Source organism: Priestia sp. JSM ZJ58 (assembly GCF_044383985.1).
Lineage (GTDB): Bacteria > Bacillota > Bacilli > Bacillales > Bacillaceae_H > Priestia > Priestia zanthoxyli.
This window is the reverse complement of sequence record NZ_JBISEM010000003.1, coordinates 16,287-32,766: the sequence shown is the minus strand read 5'-3', so window position 1 is coordinate 32,766 and position 16,480 is coordinate 16,287. Positions and strand designations below refer to the sequence as shown.

Sequence of the window (16,480 nt, the reverse complement as noted above, 5' to 3'; positions counted from 1 at the left end):
ATTTTATTGCTTTTAGTTGTCAAATATGAAAGTATTCGTTAGGATATAAGGAAATACGAATGAAAAGCTACATCAGGAGGGTTTAAAATGGGAAACGCCGTTCGAGATAAAGATTCACAAGTACGTTATTTAAAAGATCGTTTAAATATGTTTGTACATGTATTAGACTCTATGGAGCCTGAAAACACAGATCTAGAAGATATTGACCGTTTGATTACAATGATTGATGACTTAGAAGCAAAATGTGAGCAGTTTAAAAAAGATAAAGAATGAAGAAGAAAAAAGCGCTAGAAAGACTAGCGCTTTTTTGCTTGAAGTAGAAATCCTCCTATAAAGGTCTTTCGAAACAATTTTTGAAGGAGTATAATAAATTTTGAAAGTTGTACGACAGATAGATAAATACATACATTAGCGGGATATGGGAGGAATTAAGTGATGATTGAAGCTTTAAAACAAAGCATGTACGATTTAATTGTTGAAACATCTACAAAATTGCCAAAAGACGTTCGACGTGCTATCGCAAAGGCAAAAGCGCGTGAAAATGCAGGAACGCGTGCAGCAATGTCTTTAGCGACCATTACCAATAATATTAAGATGGCGGATGATAATTTATCGCCAATTTGTCAAGATACAGGTATGCCAACATTTAAAATTAAAACCCCTGTAGGAGTGAATCAGCTTCAAATTAAAGAAGCGATTTATTGGGCAATTGAAGAAGCAACAAAGCACGGAAAGCTTCGCCCTAATTCTGTAGATTCGTTAACGGGAGAAAACAGCGGTAATAATTTAGGCGGAGGCACGCCGGTTATTAAGTTTGAACAGTGGGAAAATGACTATATTGATGCGCGTCTTATTTTAAAAGGCGGCGGCTGTGAAAATAAAAACATTCAGTATAGCCTGCCTTGTGAAGTAGAAGGGTTAGGCCGAGCTGGTCGTGATTTAGACGGTATTCGTAAATGTGTGATGCACTCAGTATACCAAGCGCAAGGCCAAGGCTGTAGCGCCGGCGTCATTGGTGTTGGAATCGGTGGCGACCGTACAACAGGCTATGAATTAGCAAAAGAGCAGCTGTTCCGAAACTTAGATGACGAAAATCCAAACGCTCAGCTGAAAGAATTAGAAGAGTATGTAATGGAAAATGCTAATAAGTTAGGAATCGGTACAATGGGCTTTGGCGGAGAAACGACATTACTTGGCTGTAAAGTCGGCGTAATCAATCGTATTCCTGCTAGCTTCTATGTGTCAGTTGCGTATAACTGCTGGGCTTACCGTCGCTTAGGTATTAAAATCAACGCTGATACAGGAAGCGTTCAAGAGTGGCTGTATCAAGAAGGCGAAGAAGTAGATTTTAATAAAAATGCAGGTGCAGAAGAGAAACAAAATGCGGATGAAACAAAAGAAGTTGTATTACAAGCACCTATTACAGAAGAGCAAATTCGTGAATTAAAAGTTGGTGACGTAGTGCGCATCAACGGTATGATCTACACAGGACGCGACGCTATTCATAAACATTTAACAGACCACGATGCGCCAATTGATTTAAATGGACAAATCATTTATCACTGTGGCCCGGTTATGTTAAAAGATGAAGATGAAAAATGGCACGTAACCGCTGCAGGACCAACAACAAGTATCCGTGAAGAACCTTACCAAGGAGATATTATGAAGAAATTTGGTATCCGCGCGGTTATCGGTAAAGGCGGTATGGGTCCTAAAACGCTTGCTGCTCTTCAAGAGCACGGCGGTGTGTACTTAAATGCTATCGGAGGAGCTGCGCAGTACTATGCTGATTGTATCAAGAGCGTAGAAGGCGTTGATTTGATGCAGTTCGGTATTCCTGAAGCAATGTGGCATTTAAAAGTAGAAGGTTTTACAGCTGTAGTGACGATGGATTCACACGGAAACAGCTTGCATGCAGATGTAGACAAGTCTTCATTTGAAAAGCTTGAGCAATTTAAAGAACCGGTATTTAAATAAACATACGTCCGGAGCGTATGGTAAAAAGTAACGTTCATGAACGAGAAAATTGAGTGGATACTAAGCGTAAAATGACTTCCGAAAGGAGCTTCTTATGCGCCGGTTCACCTTTTTTCTCGTTTTTTTATTCGTGATGTCAACAGGCCTAGCATCTGTTGAAGCACAAATGTATCCAAACACTCCGATCAGCTGGGGATTTCAAAAAAGTAAAAATCACAAGCCCGCATCCGCAGGTACAGCTTATGAACACATTCTTGCTAAGTATGATGCGTTTTACCTCGGCGATACAACTAAAAAAAATATTTATTTAACGTTTGATAACGGTTATGAAAATGGTTATACCCCGCAGGTATTAGACGTGCTCAAAAAAAGAAAGGTTCCTGCGACGTTTTTTGTAACAGGACACTATTTAAAAGAAGAGCCTAAGCTAATTAAGCGAATGGTAAAAGAAGGGCATATTGTCGGCAATCATTCATGGCATCACCCTGACTTAACTCAAGTGGATGATGCACGTTTTAAAGAAGAGCTGCAAAAAGTAAAAGATGAATACAAGAATATTACCGGTCGTGATGAAATGAAGTATCTCCGCTCACCTAGAGGTGTATTTAGCGAACGAACGCTAGCTCTTTCAAAGCAAGAAGGCTATACGAATGTATTTTGGTCACTAGCATTTGTTGACTGGAAAGTGAATGAACAAAAAGGCTGGCGCTACTCATACGACAATATGATGACTCAAATACATCCAGGTGCGATCATGCTTCTGCATACCGTTTCAAAGGATAACGCAGATGCGTTAGATCAAGCGATTGTGGATTTAAAAAAGCAGGGCTATACGTTTAAAAGTATTGATGATTTAATGAACGAACGTAAACAATTGAAAAAAAGTCCTTCTAAAACGAAATAAAGATAAAAACCGACGGGAATGTTTCTCCTGTCGGTTTTTTGCTGTTGAAGTGTTATAATATGCGTTGATGTCTTTTTTAAAGCGATACGGTCCAATAGGTTTTAAGCAGTTAAAGACCGTTAATAACTATATAAAGAATTTAAACTAATCGGAGTTGGTCTCATGAATAAACCAAAAACTGAAATGAAAGTTCAAAAAGGACAAACGTTTCCGTTGACGATAAAAAGACTCGGTATTAATGGAGAAGGCGTAGGCTATTTTAAGCGCCAAGTCGTCTTTGTACCGGGAGCATTACCGAATGAAGAAGTGGTTGTAGAAGCAACAAATGTTCAGCATAAGTTTGCCGAAGGGAAAATCAAGCGAATTCGCAAAAAATCTCCTCATCGCGTAGAAGCACCCTGTCCGATTTACGACCAGTGCGGAGGCTGCCAGCTTCAGCACTTATCTTATGAAGGTCAGCTAGAATCCAAGCGGGATATTGTTCTGCAAGCGTTCGAACGTCACAGTTCATTAAAAAAAGTAGAGGAAAAAACTCGCCAAACGATTGGTATGGAAGATCCGTGGCGCTACCGTAATAAATCTCAGTTTCAAGTCGGCGTGGACAAACAAAAAGTCATTGCTGGTTTGTATGGACTGAATTCTCACCGCTTGATTGATATTGAAAACTGTCCCATTCAGCATAAAGCTACAAATCACGTGACAAAAGAAATAAAACGAATTTTACAAGACCTTCAAATCCCTATCTACAACGAGCGCAAACGCCGTGGAATTGTGCGTACTATCGTATCTCGAGTAGGATTTGAAACGGGTGAAGTGCAAATTGTTTTAATCACGGCTAAAAAAGAAATTCCGAAAAAAGAGCTGCTGATGAAAGAAATTCAGCGCCGCCTGCCGGAAGTGAAATCGCTCGTACAAAACGTAAACGGCCAAAAAACATCGCTTATTTTTGGAGACGAAACGTTTACGCTCGCTGGAAAATCGGTGATTCAAGAAACGTTAGGTGATATCTCATTCGAACTTTCAGCGCGTGCATTTTTCCAGCTGAATCCTCTTCAAACGGTGAAGCTATATGACGAAGTAAAAAAAGCAGCTGCGCTAACAGGCAGTGAAAAAATCGTAGATGCTTACTGCGGAGTAGGGACGATTGGCTTATGGCTTGCTAAAGATGCCAAAGAAATTCGCGGAATGGACACGATTGAAGAATCCATTGTAGACGCGAGAAAAAATGCCAAAGATCATGGATTTGAACATGCCACATACGTGACAGGTCCAGCTGAAAAATGGATGCCGCAGTGGGTAAAAGAAGGCTGGAAGCCAGACGTTATCGTTGTTGACCCGCCGCGAACAGGCTGTGATGACAAGCTTCTAAAAACAATTTTACAAGTAAAGCCAAAGAAAGTGGTTTACGTTTCTTGTAATCCATCCACATTAGCGAAAGATGTGCAGCAGCTGTCGAAGGCTTATAACGTTGATTACATTCAGCCTGTTGATATGTTCCCTCATACGGCGCACGTGGAGAATGTGGTGAGTTTGACGTTAAAGAAATAAATAGATGAAGAGTAAAGGGCAGATTTGGTTCTGCTCTTTTTTTATTTGAAGTGGACTCTTGTTGGAAGAAAAAATATTCTAATATATCTAATTTGAATTATTGGAAAGTTATGTTTTAGAAAGCATCGGAGCACCGAAAAGAAGTTTTATTAGTACTTATATTTCATTTTTTATAGAGATGATAAACGCCAATCTAGTCTTGAAAACCCAAACCCTCAACCACCCCAAGAATACTATAGTAATAAAACTACTAAAAAGTATATACAGAGGGGCAGAGGTCAAATGGACTCAATGTTTTTGAAAGGGCTTACAGGTAAAGTGGTAACGCCGAAAGACCCCATTTATGAGGAAGCTCGTCAGGAATGGAATCGCGCTATTGATAAATTTCCGCTTGTGATTGTGTACTGTGAAAAAAAGCAGGATGTTGTAAATGCGATCCACTGGGCACGTAAGCATCGTGTAGAGATTCGGATTTGATCTGGCGGTCATCATTATGAAGGGTATTCTACAGGTGACTGTGTTTTAGTCATTGATATTAGTCGGTTAAACGCGTTGAAGTTGGATAGGAAACGGAACATCTTAAAGGTGGAAGCGGGAGCAAAGAATACGGAAGTGTATGATTTCATCGGTTCGAACGGATATGTGTTTCCAGGAGGAACGTGTCCGACTGTTGGTGTATCAGGCTTTACGCTCGGAGGCGGCTGGGGGCTTTCGAGCAGACTTTACGGATTAGGGTGTGACAGCTTGATGGAGCTAGAATTGGTCAATTATGAAGGAAAGCTCATTAAGGCAAACCAATCGTGTAACGCTGATCTTTTTTGGGCATGCCGAGGTGCCGGTGGCGGTAATTTTGGCGTTGTAGTAAGCATGACGTTTCAGCTTCCAAAGCCAGCGAACCGCTCTGTGACGCTCGTTCGGTTCTTTTATGTAGGTACTACAAAGGAAAAACAGGCACAAGTGATGAATATATGGCAAAACTGGCTGCCTGAACTGGACAAACGTATGACGCTAGTTGCCAGTTTTTATAATGCAGAAGGAGAAGGATTGGGCATATTTGCGAACGGCTTCTTTTACGGATCTCCAGAAAGAGCTCGAAAGATCTTGCAGCCTTTTGCAGAGGTGGAGGGGTTCCGAGTCGAGCTAGAGTCATTATCTTTTCTTGAAGCGGTACAAAAGATAGAAGCAACCTATCCTCCGTCTGAAAAATTTAAGTCAACGGGAAGATTTGTGCAAAGAAGTTATTCAGTTGGCGAGCTTGAAAATCTTGCAGATCTCATACAGCGTCCAGCGGAAGGGTCCGTTTACGCCGCGATTTCTTTTTATGCACTAGGAGGAGAAATTCGCAGTGTTGGTAAAAGAGAAACAGCCTTCTTTTACAGAAACTCCAGATATATTCTGGGCTTTCAATCCGTGTGGACAGACGATGCGTTTGCAAGCGCAAACAGAGAATGGCTTCGCAAGCGATTTGAATATATTAAAAGTATTACGGTAGGTTCCTATGTGAATTTCCCTATCAGCAACCTTAGAAACTATGAGCGTGAGTATTTTGGAGACAACGCAGAGCGGTTAGAAAGAGTAAATAAAAAGTACGATCCATTTAACGTATTTAGGTTTCCGCAGGGACTCAGGTAGCATGTAGAAAAGGATACTAAGTTGACGATTGAACCTGTTTCATTACCTTCTTTCGAAGAAGGTAAATAAATGAAAGTCATCTTTCTTGTTGACAAAGCATCCAACTGGTATTAGAATAAACAACTATTCGACAGTCATTATCTTGATCGAAAAATTTAATACGTAGAAAGCTATGATTGCTATGGATCACACTATAGCAGGAGCAGCTTCTGGAGAGATCGCGATAGTTTCGCGACGCCGAAGGGTTCACAATCTCAGGCAAAAGGACAGAAGAGTACCGGATATTTATTTGGTATGTTACTAATTGGTAGCATGTACCATAATATTTGTTATTCTTATGACCATGAGATTGGAGCGCATCCAATCTCTTTTTTTATTGGACTTTATTTTGTAGTTCGCACGATCGTATCAAAGGTTTTATTGTTAGGAGGAGTTAGAGTTGGAACAACGAGAATTAAAGAGGGATTTATCCAATCGTCATGTTCAGCTAATCGCGATTGGAGGAACCATTGGGACGGGATTATTTTTAGGTTCTGGTAAAGCCATACAGCTTGCAGGTCCCTCTATCATCTTTGCTTATTTAATTGTGGGTATTGCGCTTTTCTTTGTGATGAGAGCGCTAGGAGAACTACTGCTGTCTAAAGCAGGTTATCAATCGTTAACAGATATTGCTGAAGAGTATCTTGGACCATGGGCTTCATTTGTCACAGGGTGGACGTACTGGTTTTGCTGGATCATGACAGCTATGGCTGATGTGATTGCCGTTGGCGTATATGTGAAATATTGGTTCAATATTCCTCAGTGGATTCCTGCACTTATTTGTGTAATCATTTTATTAGGACTTAACTTATTAACCGTAAAATTATTTGGAGAATTAGAGTTTTGGTTTGCTTTAATAAAGGTTATTACGATTCTTGCGTTAATTGTTATTGGCGTTATTTTACTGGTAATCGGATTTAAAACAGATGCAGGATCCGTTACGGTTCAAAATCTTTGGAATCATGGAGGACTGTTTCCAAACGGTGTTTCAGGTTTCTTACTTTCATTCCAAATGGTTATTTTCGCATACGTCGGGGTTGAATTGGTTGGGGTATCGGCAGCAGAAACATCAAATCCCCAAAAAAATATTCCATCGGCCATTAATAAAATTCCGCTGCGAATCTTATTTTTCTATGTTGGAGCGCTTATCGTCCTTTTATTTATTAACCCGTGGATGGAATTGAATGCAGCAGAAAGCCCATTTGTTAAAACCTTTAGTTTAGTCGGAATTCCGCTTGCTGCTGGAATTATTAATTTTGTTGTATTAACTTCAGCCGCTTCTGCTTGTAATAGCGGAATGTTTTCAACGAGCCGTATCTTATATAACTTAAGTAAAAATGACCAAGGGCCATCTACGTTTGCAAAACTGAACAAAAACCACGTACCAAGCAACGGATTGTTTGTATCTACGCTGGTTATCTCGGCGGGAGCTTTGTTAAGCAAACTGATACCAGATCAAGCTTTTGGCATCGTAACAACCATCAGCGCTATTTGTTTCATTTGGGTGTGGAGTATCATTTTGATTTGCCATCTAAGATATAAAAAAACACGTCCGCAGCTGCATGCAGCATCAACATTCAAAGCACCGTTAACACCATTTATAAACTATGTTGTGCTAGCGTTGTTTGCAGTGATTCTTATTATTATGCTGTTTTCTGATGCGACGCGCCCAGCCTTATTGTTGACACCCGTTTGGTTTATTCTCTTATTTGGTTTTTACGGGGCTAGAAGGAAGAAGAAATAGTAAATGGGTGACCTCATCATTTCGTGATGGGGTCTTTTTATTGGAAGATAAATAATTGATTTCTACTGTATGAAGAAAATGCAGTGAAAAAGCTCATAGTTTTCTGATAGTAATGTAGAACCAAATGCTTTTCTTCTATGTCTAAAGGTGGAATTCTATCATTTACATGGAAAAGTTTTCATTTTGCAGTACAATGGAGGTAGACTTCATTGAATTAAGGTGAACAAACATGAAATGGTTTAAATCTCATACGTTTTGGAAAATCTTCACGATTAATGTGCTTCTTATTTGTACCGTACTGACGCTAATGTTTATAGTTTCAAGAGTGATGCTGCCTAATATTTCTCAAGATCAATATCGACAGGTAACTGATAAAACCGTCAAGAGAATGAAAGAGCAAATTAACATCGTTATTAAAGATATTTGGAGCTTGGGCGACGAGGTACAGCAAGATCCTATTTTTTTATCAGATGATGAACAAGAGATAGACAAAGAACTGCAGAAAATAGTTAATATTTCACCGTATATCGATAGCGGAACCATTTTTAATACAAAAGGGTATGTGGAGCATTATTACCCAGATGATTTAAAGAGTATGAAGCACGTGAACTTAAGTAAAAGAAAATATTTTCAAGAAGCGCTGCGAACTAAAAAAATATATTTAAGCGATGTCGTTTCAGCAGACACAAAGCATTACATTGTGGTGATGGCAATTCCTATTTTGGATGAGCAGCAAAATGTAAAAAAAGTTATAAATTTAGCGCTGCGCATTGAAGAAAATAAAAGCTTTCAATCCATTTTTCAAACGTTCGATATAGGAGAGAACGGCTATACGTTTATTGTAGACCGCAATGGTAGAATTATTTCACACCCTGAGAAACAGAGAATCGGTGAAAATGCCAGGGAAAATGAAATCGTTCAGGAAACGATGAATCATAAATCAGGATATCAGCGCGTTGTGAACACCGAAGGTAAGTACTTCTTTGCGTCATTTGAATATATTCCTGTTTTGGATTGGGGAATTGTCGCTGAATTACCCGTTGAAGAAATTTACAGGCCTTATGAAACGTTTGAAAAAACGCTTTGGACCGTTTCAGGTATTACAATTTTACTACTTTCTTTTTTTACTGCGTTATATGCAAGGCAAATTGTGAATCCTATTCGTAAACTATATGAATTGGCGGGACAAGTAGCTCGCGGGAATTTTAATCAAAAAATTCCGGAACGAGAAATTGAGCGGGGGGAAATCGGTACTTTATCTAAACAGTTTAATGAAATGATTAGCTATATACGCCATTCTAAAGCAAATTTACAGCAAAAAGAAAATCAGCTGCAGGAACAAAAAACGTTTTTAAGACAAGTCATTGACATTAATCCAAGCTATATTTATGCCATTAATCAAAAAAGGGAGTTCATTCTTGTTAATGAATCTTTTGCGATGCTGCTAGGTGAAAAATCTGATGACTTGATTGGACAACCAATTGATAAATATCAATTCAACCTTCAATCAGATCTTTTATATAAAGGGACGTTTTCAAACTGTACGCAAAAAGGGATGGTATTAGAAGAACAGTTTAAAGATTCGAAAGGAAACCGGCGCTGGGTCGAAACAGCAAAACTTCCTATTATGAATGAAAAACAGGAAGTGATTCAAATGCTGTGCGTATCGACAGATATTACGGAGCGTAAAAAAGCAGAAGAGAAGCTTAGAACTTCTGAGAAGCTTGCCGTTGTAGGAGAACTTGCAGCTGGAGTTGCTCACGAGATCAAAAATCCTTTGACTTCTTTAAAAGGTTTTGTTCACTTATTAAAAGAACAAAATCCCAAAGATGCTTTGTATATAGATATCATGGAAACTGAATTAGAACGAATGAATGGAATCGTAGAAGAATTTTTGATGTTAGGAAAACCTCAGGTTATGAATGTTGAACCCTTGAATATGCAAGCGCTTGTTCAAGAAGTGTGCTCGCTTCTTGAACCTGAAGCAGTAGAAAAAAAGGTAGCTTTCATATTTGAAAGGGATGAGCAATTACCGCAGGTATATGGAGATAAAAATCAGTTAAAACAAGTATTTATTAATATTATTAAAAACTCTATCGAAGCAATGCCTGAAGGAGGGGGTATTCATATTACGATTAAAGCAAAAGAAAACCACCTTTGGCTGCAGCTTGCTGATGAAGGGCAAGGTATTCCTCCTGAACGGTTAGCGAAGATAGGTGAGCCTTTTTATAGTACAAAAGAAAAAGGTACAGGTTTAGGGCTGATGGTCAGCTATCGGATTATTAAAGCTCATCATGCGCAGATGACATTTTCTAGTCAGTTAAATCAAGGAACAAGTGTGGATATATTGTTTCCAATCATAAAAAAGTAGGGGAAGTTCCCCTACTTTTTATTATTATACTTATAATATATCAAAAGCTTTCATGTTACTAAAACAAACGAAAGTGCTAAAGAAGATATCCACAGGTTAACAAGAAGTTAACTGCTGAATTGTATAGGATATTCACAACTTTATCCACATTATTCACATTTTTTCAGAAAATTTACATAAAAATTACCCACTGTTATTTCAAGTTATGAAAGCGGTAATATACATATCTGATAAAGTTATGCACATTATCCACATAATTGTGGGTAAACTTTGTGGATATAGTAAAGTATTAAAAAATCGTAAATCATACGCATGAAATCTTTGCGTTATTATCTTTACATAATATAAAACGTCCTTCCGATACACAGTGTACAGAAAGGACGTTGGGATGATCAAGCGTTGGATAGAGATGTTTTGCCTCACTTATTTTTTCGTGTAGCCGCCTGCACGGTCTGCTTTTTTAAACTCGCGGCCGTAATAGATTTCTTGAGCGCTACTTAACGTATTTTTTGCGTTTTCTTTTCGTTTTTTTTCAGACATAAAAAAACCTCCAATTAACGTTTTTCGATCATGCTACTTATTTTTTCCAGAATCTCTCGTTTTTAATCATAAAAAAAGCTCCCCGTGTAACGGAGAGACTCTTACGCTTCTTTAAGCTGGTGATCTTCTTGAACGTCTTGTTCGTGACGCAGGTAGTATAATGTATACAAGTCTTTTGGAATTTCGTATAAATCATATACGTCTTCATGTTGATTAATTTCATCGTATAAAGCTTTGTGTGTTTCATTCGCAAGTACTGCATAAGGCAGTTTTTCGGCAGCCTTAATAGACCTGATGTTGATTTTGCGGATTCGCATAAAAATTCGCTCTATATTTAACTCAAAGAACAGTTCATTAAAGAACGCTTCTTTTGCAATTTGATTATATCCTTTTCCATGAAACGGTTTGCCAAGCCAAGTGCCTAAAAAACCAGCTTGATCCTGTACATCAAATAAATTAATGGTGCCGATAGGGTTACCCCATTCATCTAAAATCGTGCGAGAAATAATTTCTCCATGATCTTCTGCTTCCATCGTTTGTTTAGTCACAAATAAAAATTCTTCATAGGAATGGGCTTTATGACGAACAAAAGGGAAGACATCAGGATGTACCATGAGTTCGTATAGAGATTGACAGTCATTTAGGTCACGTTTTTTTAACATAACTTTTCCCTCCTGATCGAGGGTATATACAGACTCCAATCAAGTCCCCACCCTCGAAATTTTTTAATAATTAAAAAAATTTCGGGGTGGGAATCGAACCCACTAGAACCAGTTACCTGGTGGCGCACCATTTGCCTTCCCATTACAAGTCAACAAACATAAAAAGTCAACGTGTGATGTTTATGCTTTTGTGAAATTCACATGCTTCTAAACGTATCATACTAAAAAAAATAAAAAAAGAAAATAGGTAAAATGTTAATTTTTTTTAAATAATATTTTACCATCTATCATGGTGAAAATAGGCTTTGCTAAGTAGTGAAAGGGATGATGGCTCCATAGCACTAAATCAGCGTCTTTTCCTGCTTCGATACTGCCGATTCGATGATCAATACGGAGATTCCGAGCAGCAGTAATCGTGATGCCTTCTAATGCTTTTTGCTCTTCGAGTCCTTCACGTACGGCAATGGATGCGCAAATATTTAAATACTGAATAGGCGTATAAGGATGGTCCGTTGTAATGGAAACTTCTACTCCTTCATTGCAAAGAGCTTGATAGGTTTTCCACGTTTTATTCTTAAGTTCAACCTTTGAGCGGCGTGTTAAAGTTGGACCTACGCTCACTTTTAAATTTCTTCCACCCAGCTCTTTAGCAATTAAATGGCCTTCTGTACAGTGCTCAATACGGACGTCTAAATGAAATTCATCTGCTAAGCGAAGAGCTGATAGAATATCATCGGCTCTATGAGCATGAATCCGAACTGGAATTTCTCTATTCAGTGCTTGAGTGAGAGGTTTGATGCGCAAATCATCTTTGTTGTCACTGCTTGCTGCGTGATAAAAGGCTTCTCGCAGCATCCCCATAATACCCATTCGCGTAATCGATTCTTTATTGCCGTGGCTGTGAATTCGTTTTGGATTTTCTCCTAGCGCAATCTTAAGTCCAGCTGTCTCTTGAATTAACATTTGAGAAATGCTTGTTCCAGCTGTTTTAATAACGGAAGTTGTGCCTCCAATCACATTTGCACTTCCTGGCATAATGTGTACAGACGTAATACCCGCTTCAATGGCATCTTTAAACCCAGGATCTAAAGGATGTACACTGTCAAAAGCTCGGATATGTGGAGTCATAGGTTCAATGGTTTCGTTAGCATCATTCCCGGCCCAGCCGGTTCCTTCATCATATAATCCTAGATGTGTATGAACATCAATAAATCCAGGGAATAAATAACGCTGTTTGCAGTCAATGACTTCTACTCGAAGAGGTGGCTGCAAGTTTGGCCCAATTAAAACAATTTTTCCATCTTGAATGAGCACATCACTATTATAAATAGGTTTTGACGTAATAGGATAGAGCGTTGCATTTTTTAAGAGAATGGTTTTCATAAAGTTACTCCTATCTATCGGCAGCTTAGTCACCTGTTTTAGGGAAATAACAGAAAATAACTAGAGTAAATCTCGCAATGCATCTTCTAATACAGTATATGTAAAAATGTAATTCTGTTGAATCAATTTTTCAGGTAAAACGCGCTGTCCCTTTAAAATAATCATACTCATTTCTCCCATCAGCAGCTGAAGGCCAAAGCTAGGTACGGGCATCCAATGAGGACGATTCAACACTTTTCCAATCGTCTTTCCAAACTCTTTCATTTGAACGGGATTTGGGGCAGTGACGTTAACAGCTCCCTCTATTTGTTCGGTATGAATACAGTAATCAATGATCTTCACGACGTCTTGAAGATGCACCCAAGACATCCACTGTTCTCCGGAACCGACTGTTCCTCCTGCAAATAATTTATAAGGAAGGGCCGTAGAAGGAAGTGCTCCGCCATCTTTCCCTAATATAACGCCGAACCTTGTTAAGACAGTACGAATATTGAGTTCCATGGCTTTTAGCGCTTCATTTTCCCACTTTTTTACCGTTTCAGCCAAAAAGTCTGTCCCGATCGATGGAGAAGCTTCTGTGAACGTTTCTTTCGTTGATGTCCCGTAATAACCAACGGCGCTTGCATTTACATAAAGTGACGGTTTTTCGGGTAAAGAAGCCATAATGCGAAGAATTTCTTGAGTAGAAGAAAGGCGACTTTCCACGATGGCTTTTTTGCGTTCGTCCGTCCAGCGGCCACTGTTAAGTGAAACGCCAGCTAAATTGATAAAAACGTCTGCTCCTTCTACATGCTCTTCAGGTTGGCTGTTTTCTTGCATCCACTCTACATATTGAAGTTTCGGATCTCTTGCAGCTTTATCTGCATTGCGTGTTAAAATATATACATAGTGTTTTTGTGTTAAAAAATGTTTTGTTAAAGCTTTACCTACGAATCCAGTTCCTCCAGCAATAACAATTTTCATACGAACTTCCTCCTTTATTGAGATAAATAAAAATGTGTATGATACGTTTGGCGGTTCTTCAGCCATCAATTTAATAAGAAATATGAGGTGAAGGTTAATGCCTGTTGTCACAAAGATCACAACGCAAAAGAATAGCGGTGAACGTTATAATGTGTATTTAGATTATGGTAAAGGTGAAGAGTTTGGCTTTGGTGTTGACGAAAATGTCCTCATCAAATATGACTTAAAAAAAGGTCGTGAGCTTGATGAATTTGAATTAACGGAAATTCAGTACGCAGATGATGAGAAAAAAGCTTATAATTTAGCGATCATTTACTTATCTTATCGAATGCGCTCTGAAAAAGAGGTACACGATTATTTAAAGAAAAAAGAAATTAACTCTACTATTATTCAACAAGTTATTCAGAAACTAGTCAGCCACCGTTATTTAAATGATGAAGAGTTTGCCAAAGCATTTGTGTTAACTCAGATGAACACAACACCAAAAGGACCAAATGTGATTCAAAGAGAATTAAAAGAAAAGGGGATTTCTGATTCCATTATTACCCTTAGTTTATGTGAATACCCTGAAGAACAGCAAATTCAAACTGCTGTAAAATTAATTGAAAAGTTAAAAGGGAAATATAAAAAATTATCTCAAGTAATGATGAAACAAAAAATGGAACAAGCATTGGCAGTGAAGGGCTATTCGTTTTCTGTTATTCAAGAAGCATTTCAGCGAACGGATACAGAAAAAGAAAGCGATGAGGTTTGGGAAGCTCTGCAATATCAAGGAATGAAAGCTCATCGTCGTTTTTCAAAGTATGAAGGCTGGGAATATCAGCAAAAAATGAAGCAGGCTCTTTATAGAAAAGGATTCTCCATTGAACAAATTCAATCATTTCTAGATTCTATTGAAGAGGAATAGAGCGGGGAAAAAAGTATGTTAGTTGAAGGAAGATCCGAACGATGAATCGAGATTCTTGATAGAGAATCCAACTCGTTCGGATTTTTTTATTGTGATGCTTCAATCTTTTTAAAACAAAATATCTTCTGAATCATTCTGCTGTTTATAAATAATCTCAGCGATTTCTGAAGCTGAGCGCAAGCGGCTTTTATCTTTAATGTGGTTGTTGTGATCCCAAAAAGGAGTATTCATGCCTCCCATATAAGCTGCCGTCACATGAAGGTTGGTATCTTGGTACTCCACTTTTAAACTTTCTGTAAATCCCCTTACGCCAAATTTACTTGCCACATAGACGCTTTCATTGGCTTTCCCTCGAAGTCCTGCAGTTGAAATGATATTCATAACTTTAGGTTCAGGTCTCGTCAAGAGATGAGGCATAAGCGCTTGTGTTAAAAAAATAGTTCCTTTTACATTTGTATCGATGACTTCATCGATTGCTTGTTTTGTATAATCTGTCAAAGGACCAAAATGTCCAATGCCTGCGTTGTTGATAAGGATATCTACTGAATGCTGCATCAGCAGTTTTTCTACAGATTTTCCTACTTCTTCATACTGTGTAATATCTACAGACATCGTATATACGTTTTCTCCTAGCTCATGCTGGGCCTCAGTTAATTTCTGTTGATTGCGTCCAGCTAGAATGACGTTGCAGTCTTTTGCGTAAAGTTTTGCGAGTTCTTTTCCAAGACCCGTCGCACCGCCTGTGATTAGCACTGTTTTCATTCCCAAAACTCCCTTTTCATAGTCTCCCTTTAGTTATACCTTTTGTTATAATAAAATGAAAGCAAACAAGGGGGAAAGCAGCATGTCTGAAAAACGTTACAGTGATATGACGACGTATGAACTTCAACAAGAAATTGGGTCTCTTCAAGAAAAAGCACGAAAAGCTGAACAGCTTGGCATGGTCAATGAGTATGCAGTATTAGAAAGAAAAGTAACAATGGCTAGATCGTACTTATTGGATCCTGAAACGTTTCAAGCAGGGGAAGTATATGAAATTCAAGGAGATCCGGGTTCATATTTTAAAATTGATTATATGAACGGAGTTTTTGCATGGGGGTTTAGACTTGGCTCACCGCAAAACGAAGAGGCATTGCCTATTTCCATGTTGAAAAAATAAAGGGACGAACAAGCAGCACGAAGTGTGCTGCTTGTTTGATATCTATATTCGCTTTACTTTTAAACAAATAAGCAAAGCAAGCGGTTATTCTTCGCGCTCATTAGAAGCATGCATACGTTCTTGCGGATGCGTATTGATCGTTCCATTTGCACGTTTTGAAGCGTATTCTGCTTTTGCTCGAGGTTCGCCTTCAAACTTAGTATGATGTTGGTTTGTAAAATCTTTTGCTTTATTGCGCATCGATACCTCTCCTTTTACAACAGAAAGCGTTGCGGTTATGATATAGTACATGAGGGAGTGAATAACTCCGCATTTATAGTGTAAGTTAAAAGTGCAAACATACTCATAAAGAATTTTGGTAATCGAGGTGTTCTTATGAACGATATATTCGAAAGATTAACGAATCAGCTATTAAGCAAAAATAGTTCGCTTTCATACGCTCAAGCCCGTACATGGGTCGAACTTTTCTGGGAAGATTTTGAGTCATCTTACGCAAAAGCAGGATATGATTATAAAGGGAAAGAAGCGACGGAAAAGGTTGTTACGATGTACATCAACAGCTACGGTGACAAACTTCATGAAATCGCGGTTAAAAACCCTAAATATCAGCATTTATTAAATAACGATGACTATTTAAAACATTAAATAAAA

At 38.5% G+C, this 16,480-nt stretch carries 15 protein-coding genes, 1 pseudogene and 1 riboswitch; of the genes and pseudogenes, 10 read left to right on the top strand and 6 right to left on the bottom strand.

What is annotated here, in order from left to right; all coding sequences use genetic code 11:
- Positions 1-87 precede the first annotated feature (87 nt).
- From ACH6EI_RS23405 to ACH6EI_RS23375, 7 genes and pseudogenes are all read left to right on the top strand, one after another.
- Positions 88-273 carry an SE1561 family protein gene (locus ACH6EI_RS23405; RefSeq protein ID WP_013081532.1) on the top strand — a complete coding sequence of 62 codons (186 nt, stop codon included), beginning with the start codon at positions 88-90 and terminating at the stop codon, positions 271-273.
- 162 nt (positions 274-435) lie between these two features.
- Complete coding sequence (locus ACH6EI_RS23400) at positions 436-1,977, top strand: fumarate hydratase (RefSeq protein WP_098627107.1); 1,542 nt, start codon at positions 436-438, stop codon at positions 1,975-1,977.
- Positions 1,978-2,071: 94 nt separating this feature from the next.
- Positions 2,072-2,881: a delta-lactam-biosynthetic de-N-acetylase gene (pdaA, locus tag ACH6EI_RS23395; RefSeq protein WP_028412443.1), complete on the top strand. Its 810-nt coding sequence runs from the start codon at positions 2,072-2,074 to the stop codon at positions 2,879-2,881.
- A 162-nt stretch (positions 2,882-3,043) separates the two neighbouring features.
- Complete coding sequence (rlmD, locus tag ACH6EI_RS23390) at positions 3,044-4,429, top strand: 23S rRNA (uracil(1939)-C(5))-methyltransferase RlmD (RefSeq protein WP_098999467.1); 1,386 nt, start codon at positions 3,044-3,046, stop codon at positions 4,427-4,429.
- A 282-nt stretch (positions 4,430-4,711) separates the two neighbouring features.
- Positions 4,712-6,061: pseudogene (locus ACH6EI_RS23385) on the top strand (FAD-binding oxidoreductase).
- A gap of 199 nt (positions 6,062-6,260) precedes the next feature.
- Positions 6,261-6,341, top strand: a riboswitch (glycine riboswitch).
- A gap of 159 nt (positions 6,342-6,500) precedes the next feature.
- Positions 6,501-7,844, top strand: a complete 1,344-nt coding sequence (locus ACH6EI_RS23380) for an amino acid permease (protein ID WP_028412440.1) — start codon at positions 6,501-6,503, stop codon at positions 7,842-7,844.
- Positions 7,845-8,073: 229 nt separating this feature from the next.
- Positions 8,074-10,215 (top strand): PAS domain-containing sensor histidine kinase, encoded by a 2,142-nt coding sequence (locus ACH6EI_RS23375; protein ID WP_028412439.1) that lies wholly within the window; start codon positions 8,074-8,076, stop codon positions 10,213-10,215.
- A 423-nt stretch (positions 10,216-10,638) separates the two neighbouring features.
- Here ACH6EI_RS23375 and ACH6EI_RS23370 read toward each other — a convergent pair whose 3' ends face one another.
- The 4 genes from ACH6EI_RS23370 to ACH6EI_RS23355 all read right to left on the bottom strand — a co-directional run bounded on the left by ACH6EI_RS23370 (position 10,639) and on the right by ACH6EI_RS23355 (position 13,763).
- Entirely contained in the window at positions 10,639-10,755 is a 117-nt protein-coding gene (locus ACH6EI_RS23370) for a YfhE family protein (protein ID WP_013055148.1), read from the bottom strand.
- A 101-nt stretch (positions 10,756-10,856) separates the two neighbouring features.
- On the bottom strand, positions 10,857-11,417 hold the full coding sequence (locus ACH6EI_RS23365; RefSeq protein ID WP_013055149.1) for a GNAT family N-acetyltransferase: 561 nt from the start codon (positions 11,415-11,417) through the stop codon (positions 10,857-10,859).
- A gap of 255 nt (positions 11,418-11,672) precedes the next feature.
- Positions 11,673-12,800, bottom strand: a complete 1,128-nt coding sequence (locus ACH6EI_RS23360; RefSeq protein ID WP_033580772.1) for an amidohydrolase — start codon at positions 12,798-12,800, stop codon at positions 11,673-11,675.
- A 60-nt stretch (positions 12,801-12,860) separates the two neighbouring features.
- Positions 12,861-13,763, bottom strand: a complete 903-nt coding sequence (locus tag ACH6EI_RS23355; RefSeq protein WP_098999468.1) for a TIGR01777 family oxidoreductase — start codon at positions 13,761-13,763, stop codon at positions 12,861-12,863.
- Positions 13,764-13,860: 97 nt separating this feature from the next.
- Here ACH6EI_RS23355 and recX point away from each other — a divergent pair, with 97 nt between their 5' ends.
- The gene (recX, locus tag ACH6EI_RS23350) at positions 13,861-14,670 is read left to right on the top strand and encodes a recombination regulator RecX (protein ID WP_098999469.1); all 810 of its coding nucleotides are present in this window, start codon (positions 13,861-13,863) and stop codon (positions 14,668-14,670) included.
- Positions 14,671-14,778: 108 nt separating this feature from the next.
- On the opposite strand, the gene ACH6EI_RS23345 is transcribed toward recX, so the two are convergent.
- Positions 14,779-15,432, bottom strand: coding sequence for an SDR family NAD(P)-dependent oxidoreductase (locus ACH6EI_RS23345; RefSeq protein ID WP_028412435.1), 654 nt, complete (start codon positions 15,430-15,432; stop codon positions 14,779-14,781).
- Positions 15,433-15,514: 82 nt separating this feature from the next.
- Between ACH6EI_RS23345 and ACH6EI_RS23340 the strand changes: the two genes are divergently transcribed.
- A complete protein-coding gene (locus tag ACH6EI_RS23340; protein WP_028412434.1) occupies positions 15,515-15,829 on the top strand; it encodes a YfhH family protein in 315 nt (104 codons plus the stop codon).
- An 84-nt stretch (positions 15,830-15,913) separates the two neighbouring features.
- Here ACH6EI_RS23340 and ACH6EI_RS23335 read toward each other — a convergent pair whose 3' ends face one another.
- A complete protein-coding gene (locus ACH6EI_RS23335) occupies positions 15,914-16,069 on the bottom strand; it encodes a small, acid-soluble spore protein K (protein WP_028412433.1) in 156 nt (51 codons plus the stop codon).
- 135 nt (positions 16,070-16,204) lie between these two features.
- Between ACH6EI_RS23335 and ACH6EI_RS23330 the strand changes: the two genes are divergently transcribed.
- Positions 16,205-16,474 (top strand): YfhJ family protein, encoded by a 270-nt coding sequence (locus ACH6EI_RS23330; protein ID WP_028412432.1) that lies wholly within the window; start codon positions 16,205-16,207, stop codon positions 16,472-16,474.
- Positions 16,475-16,480: the final 6 nt, after the last annotated feature.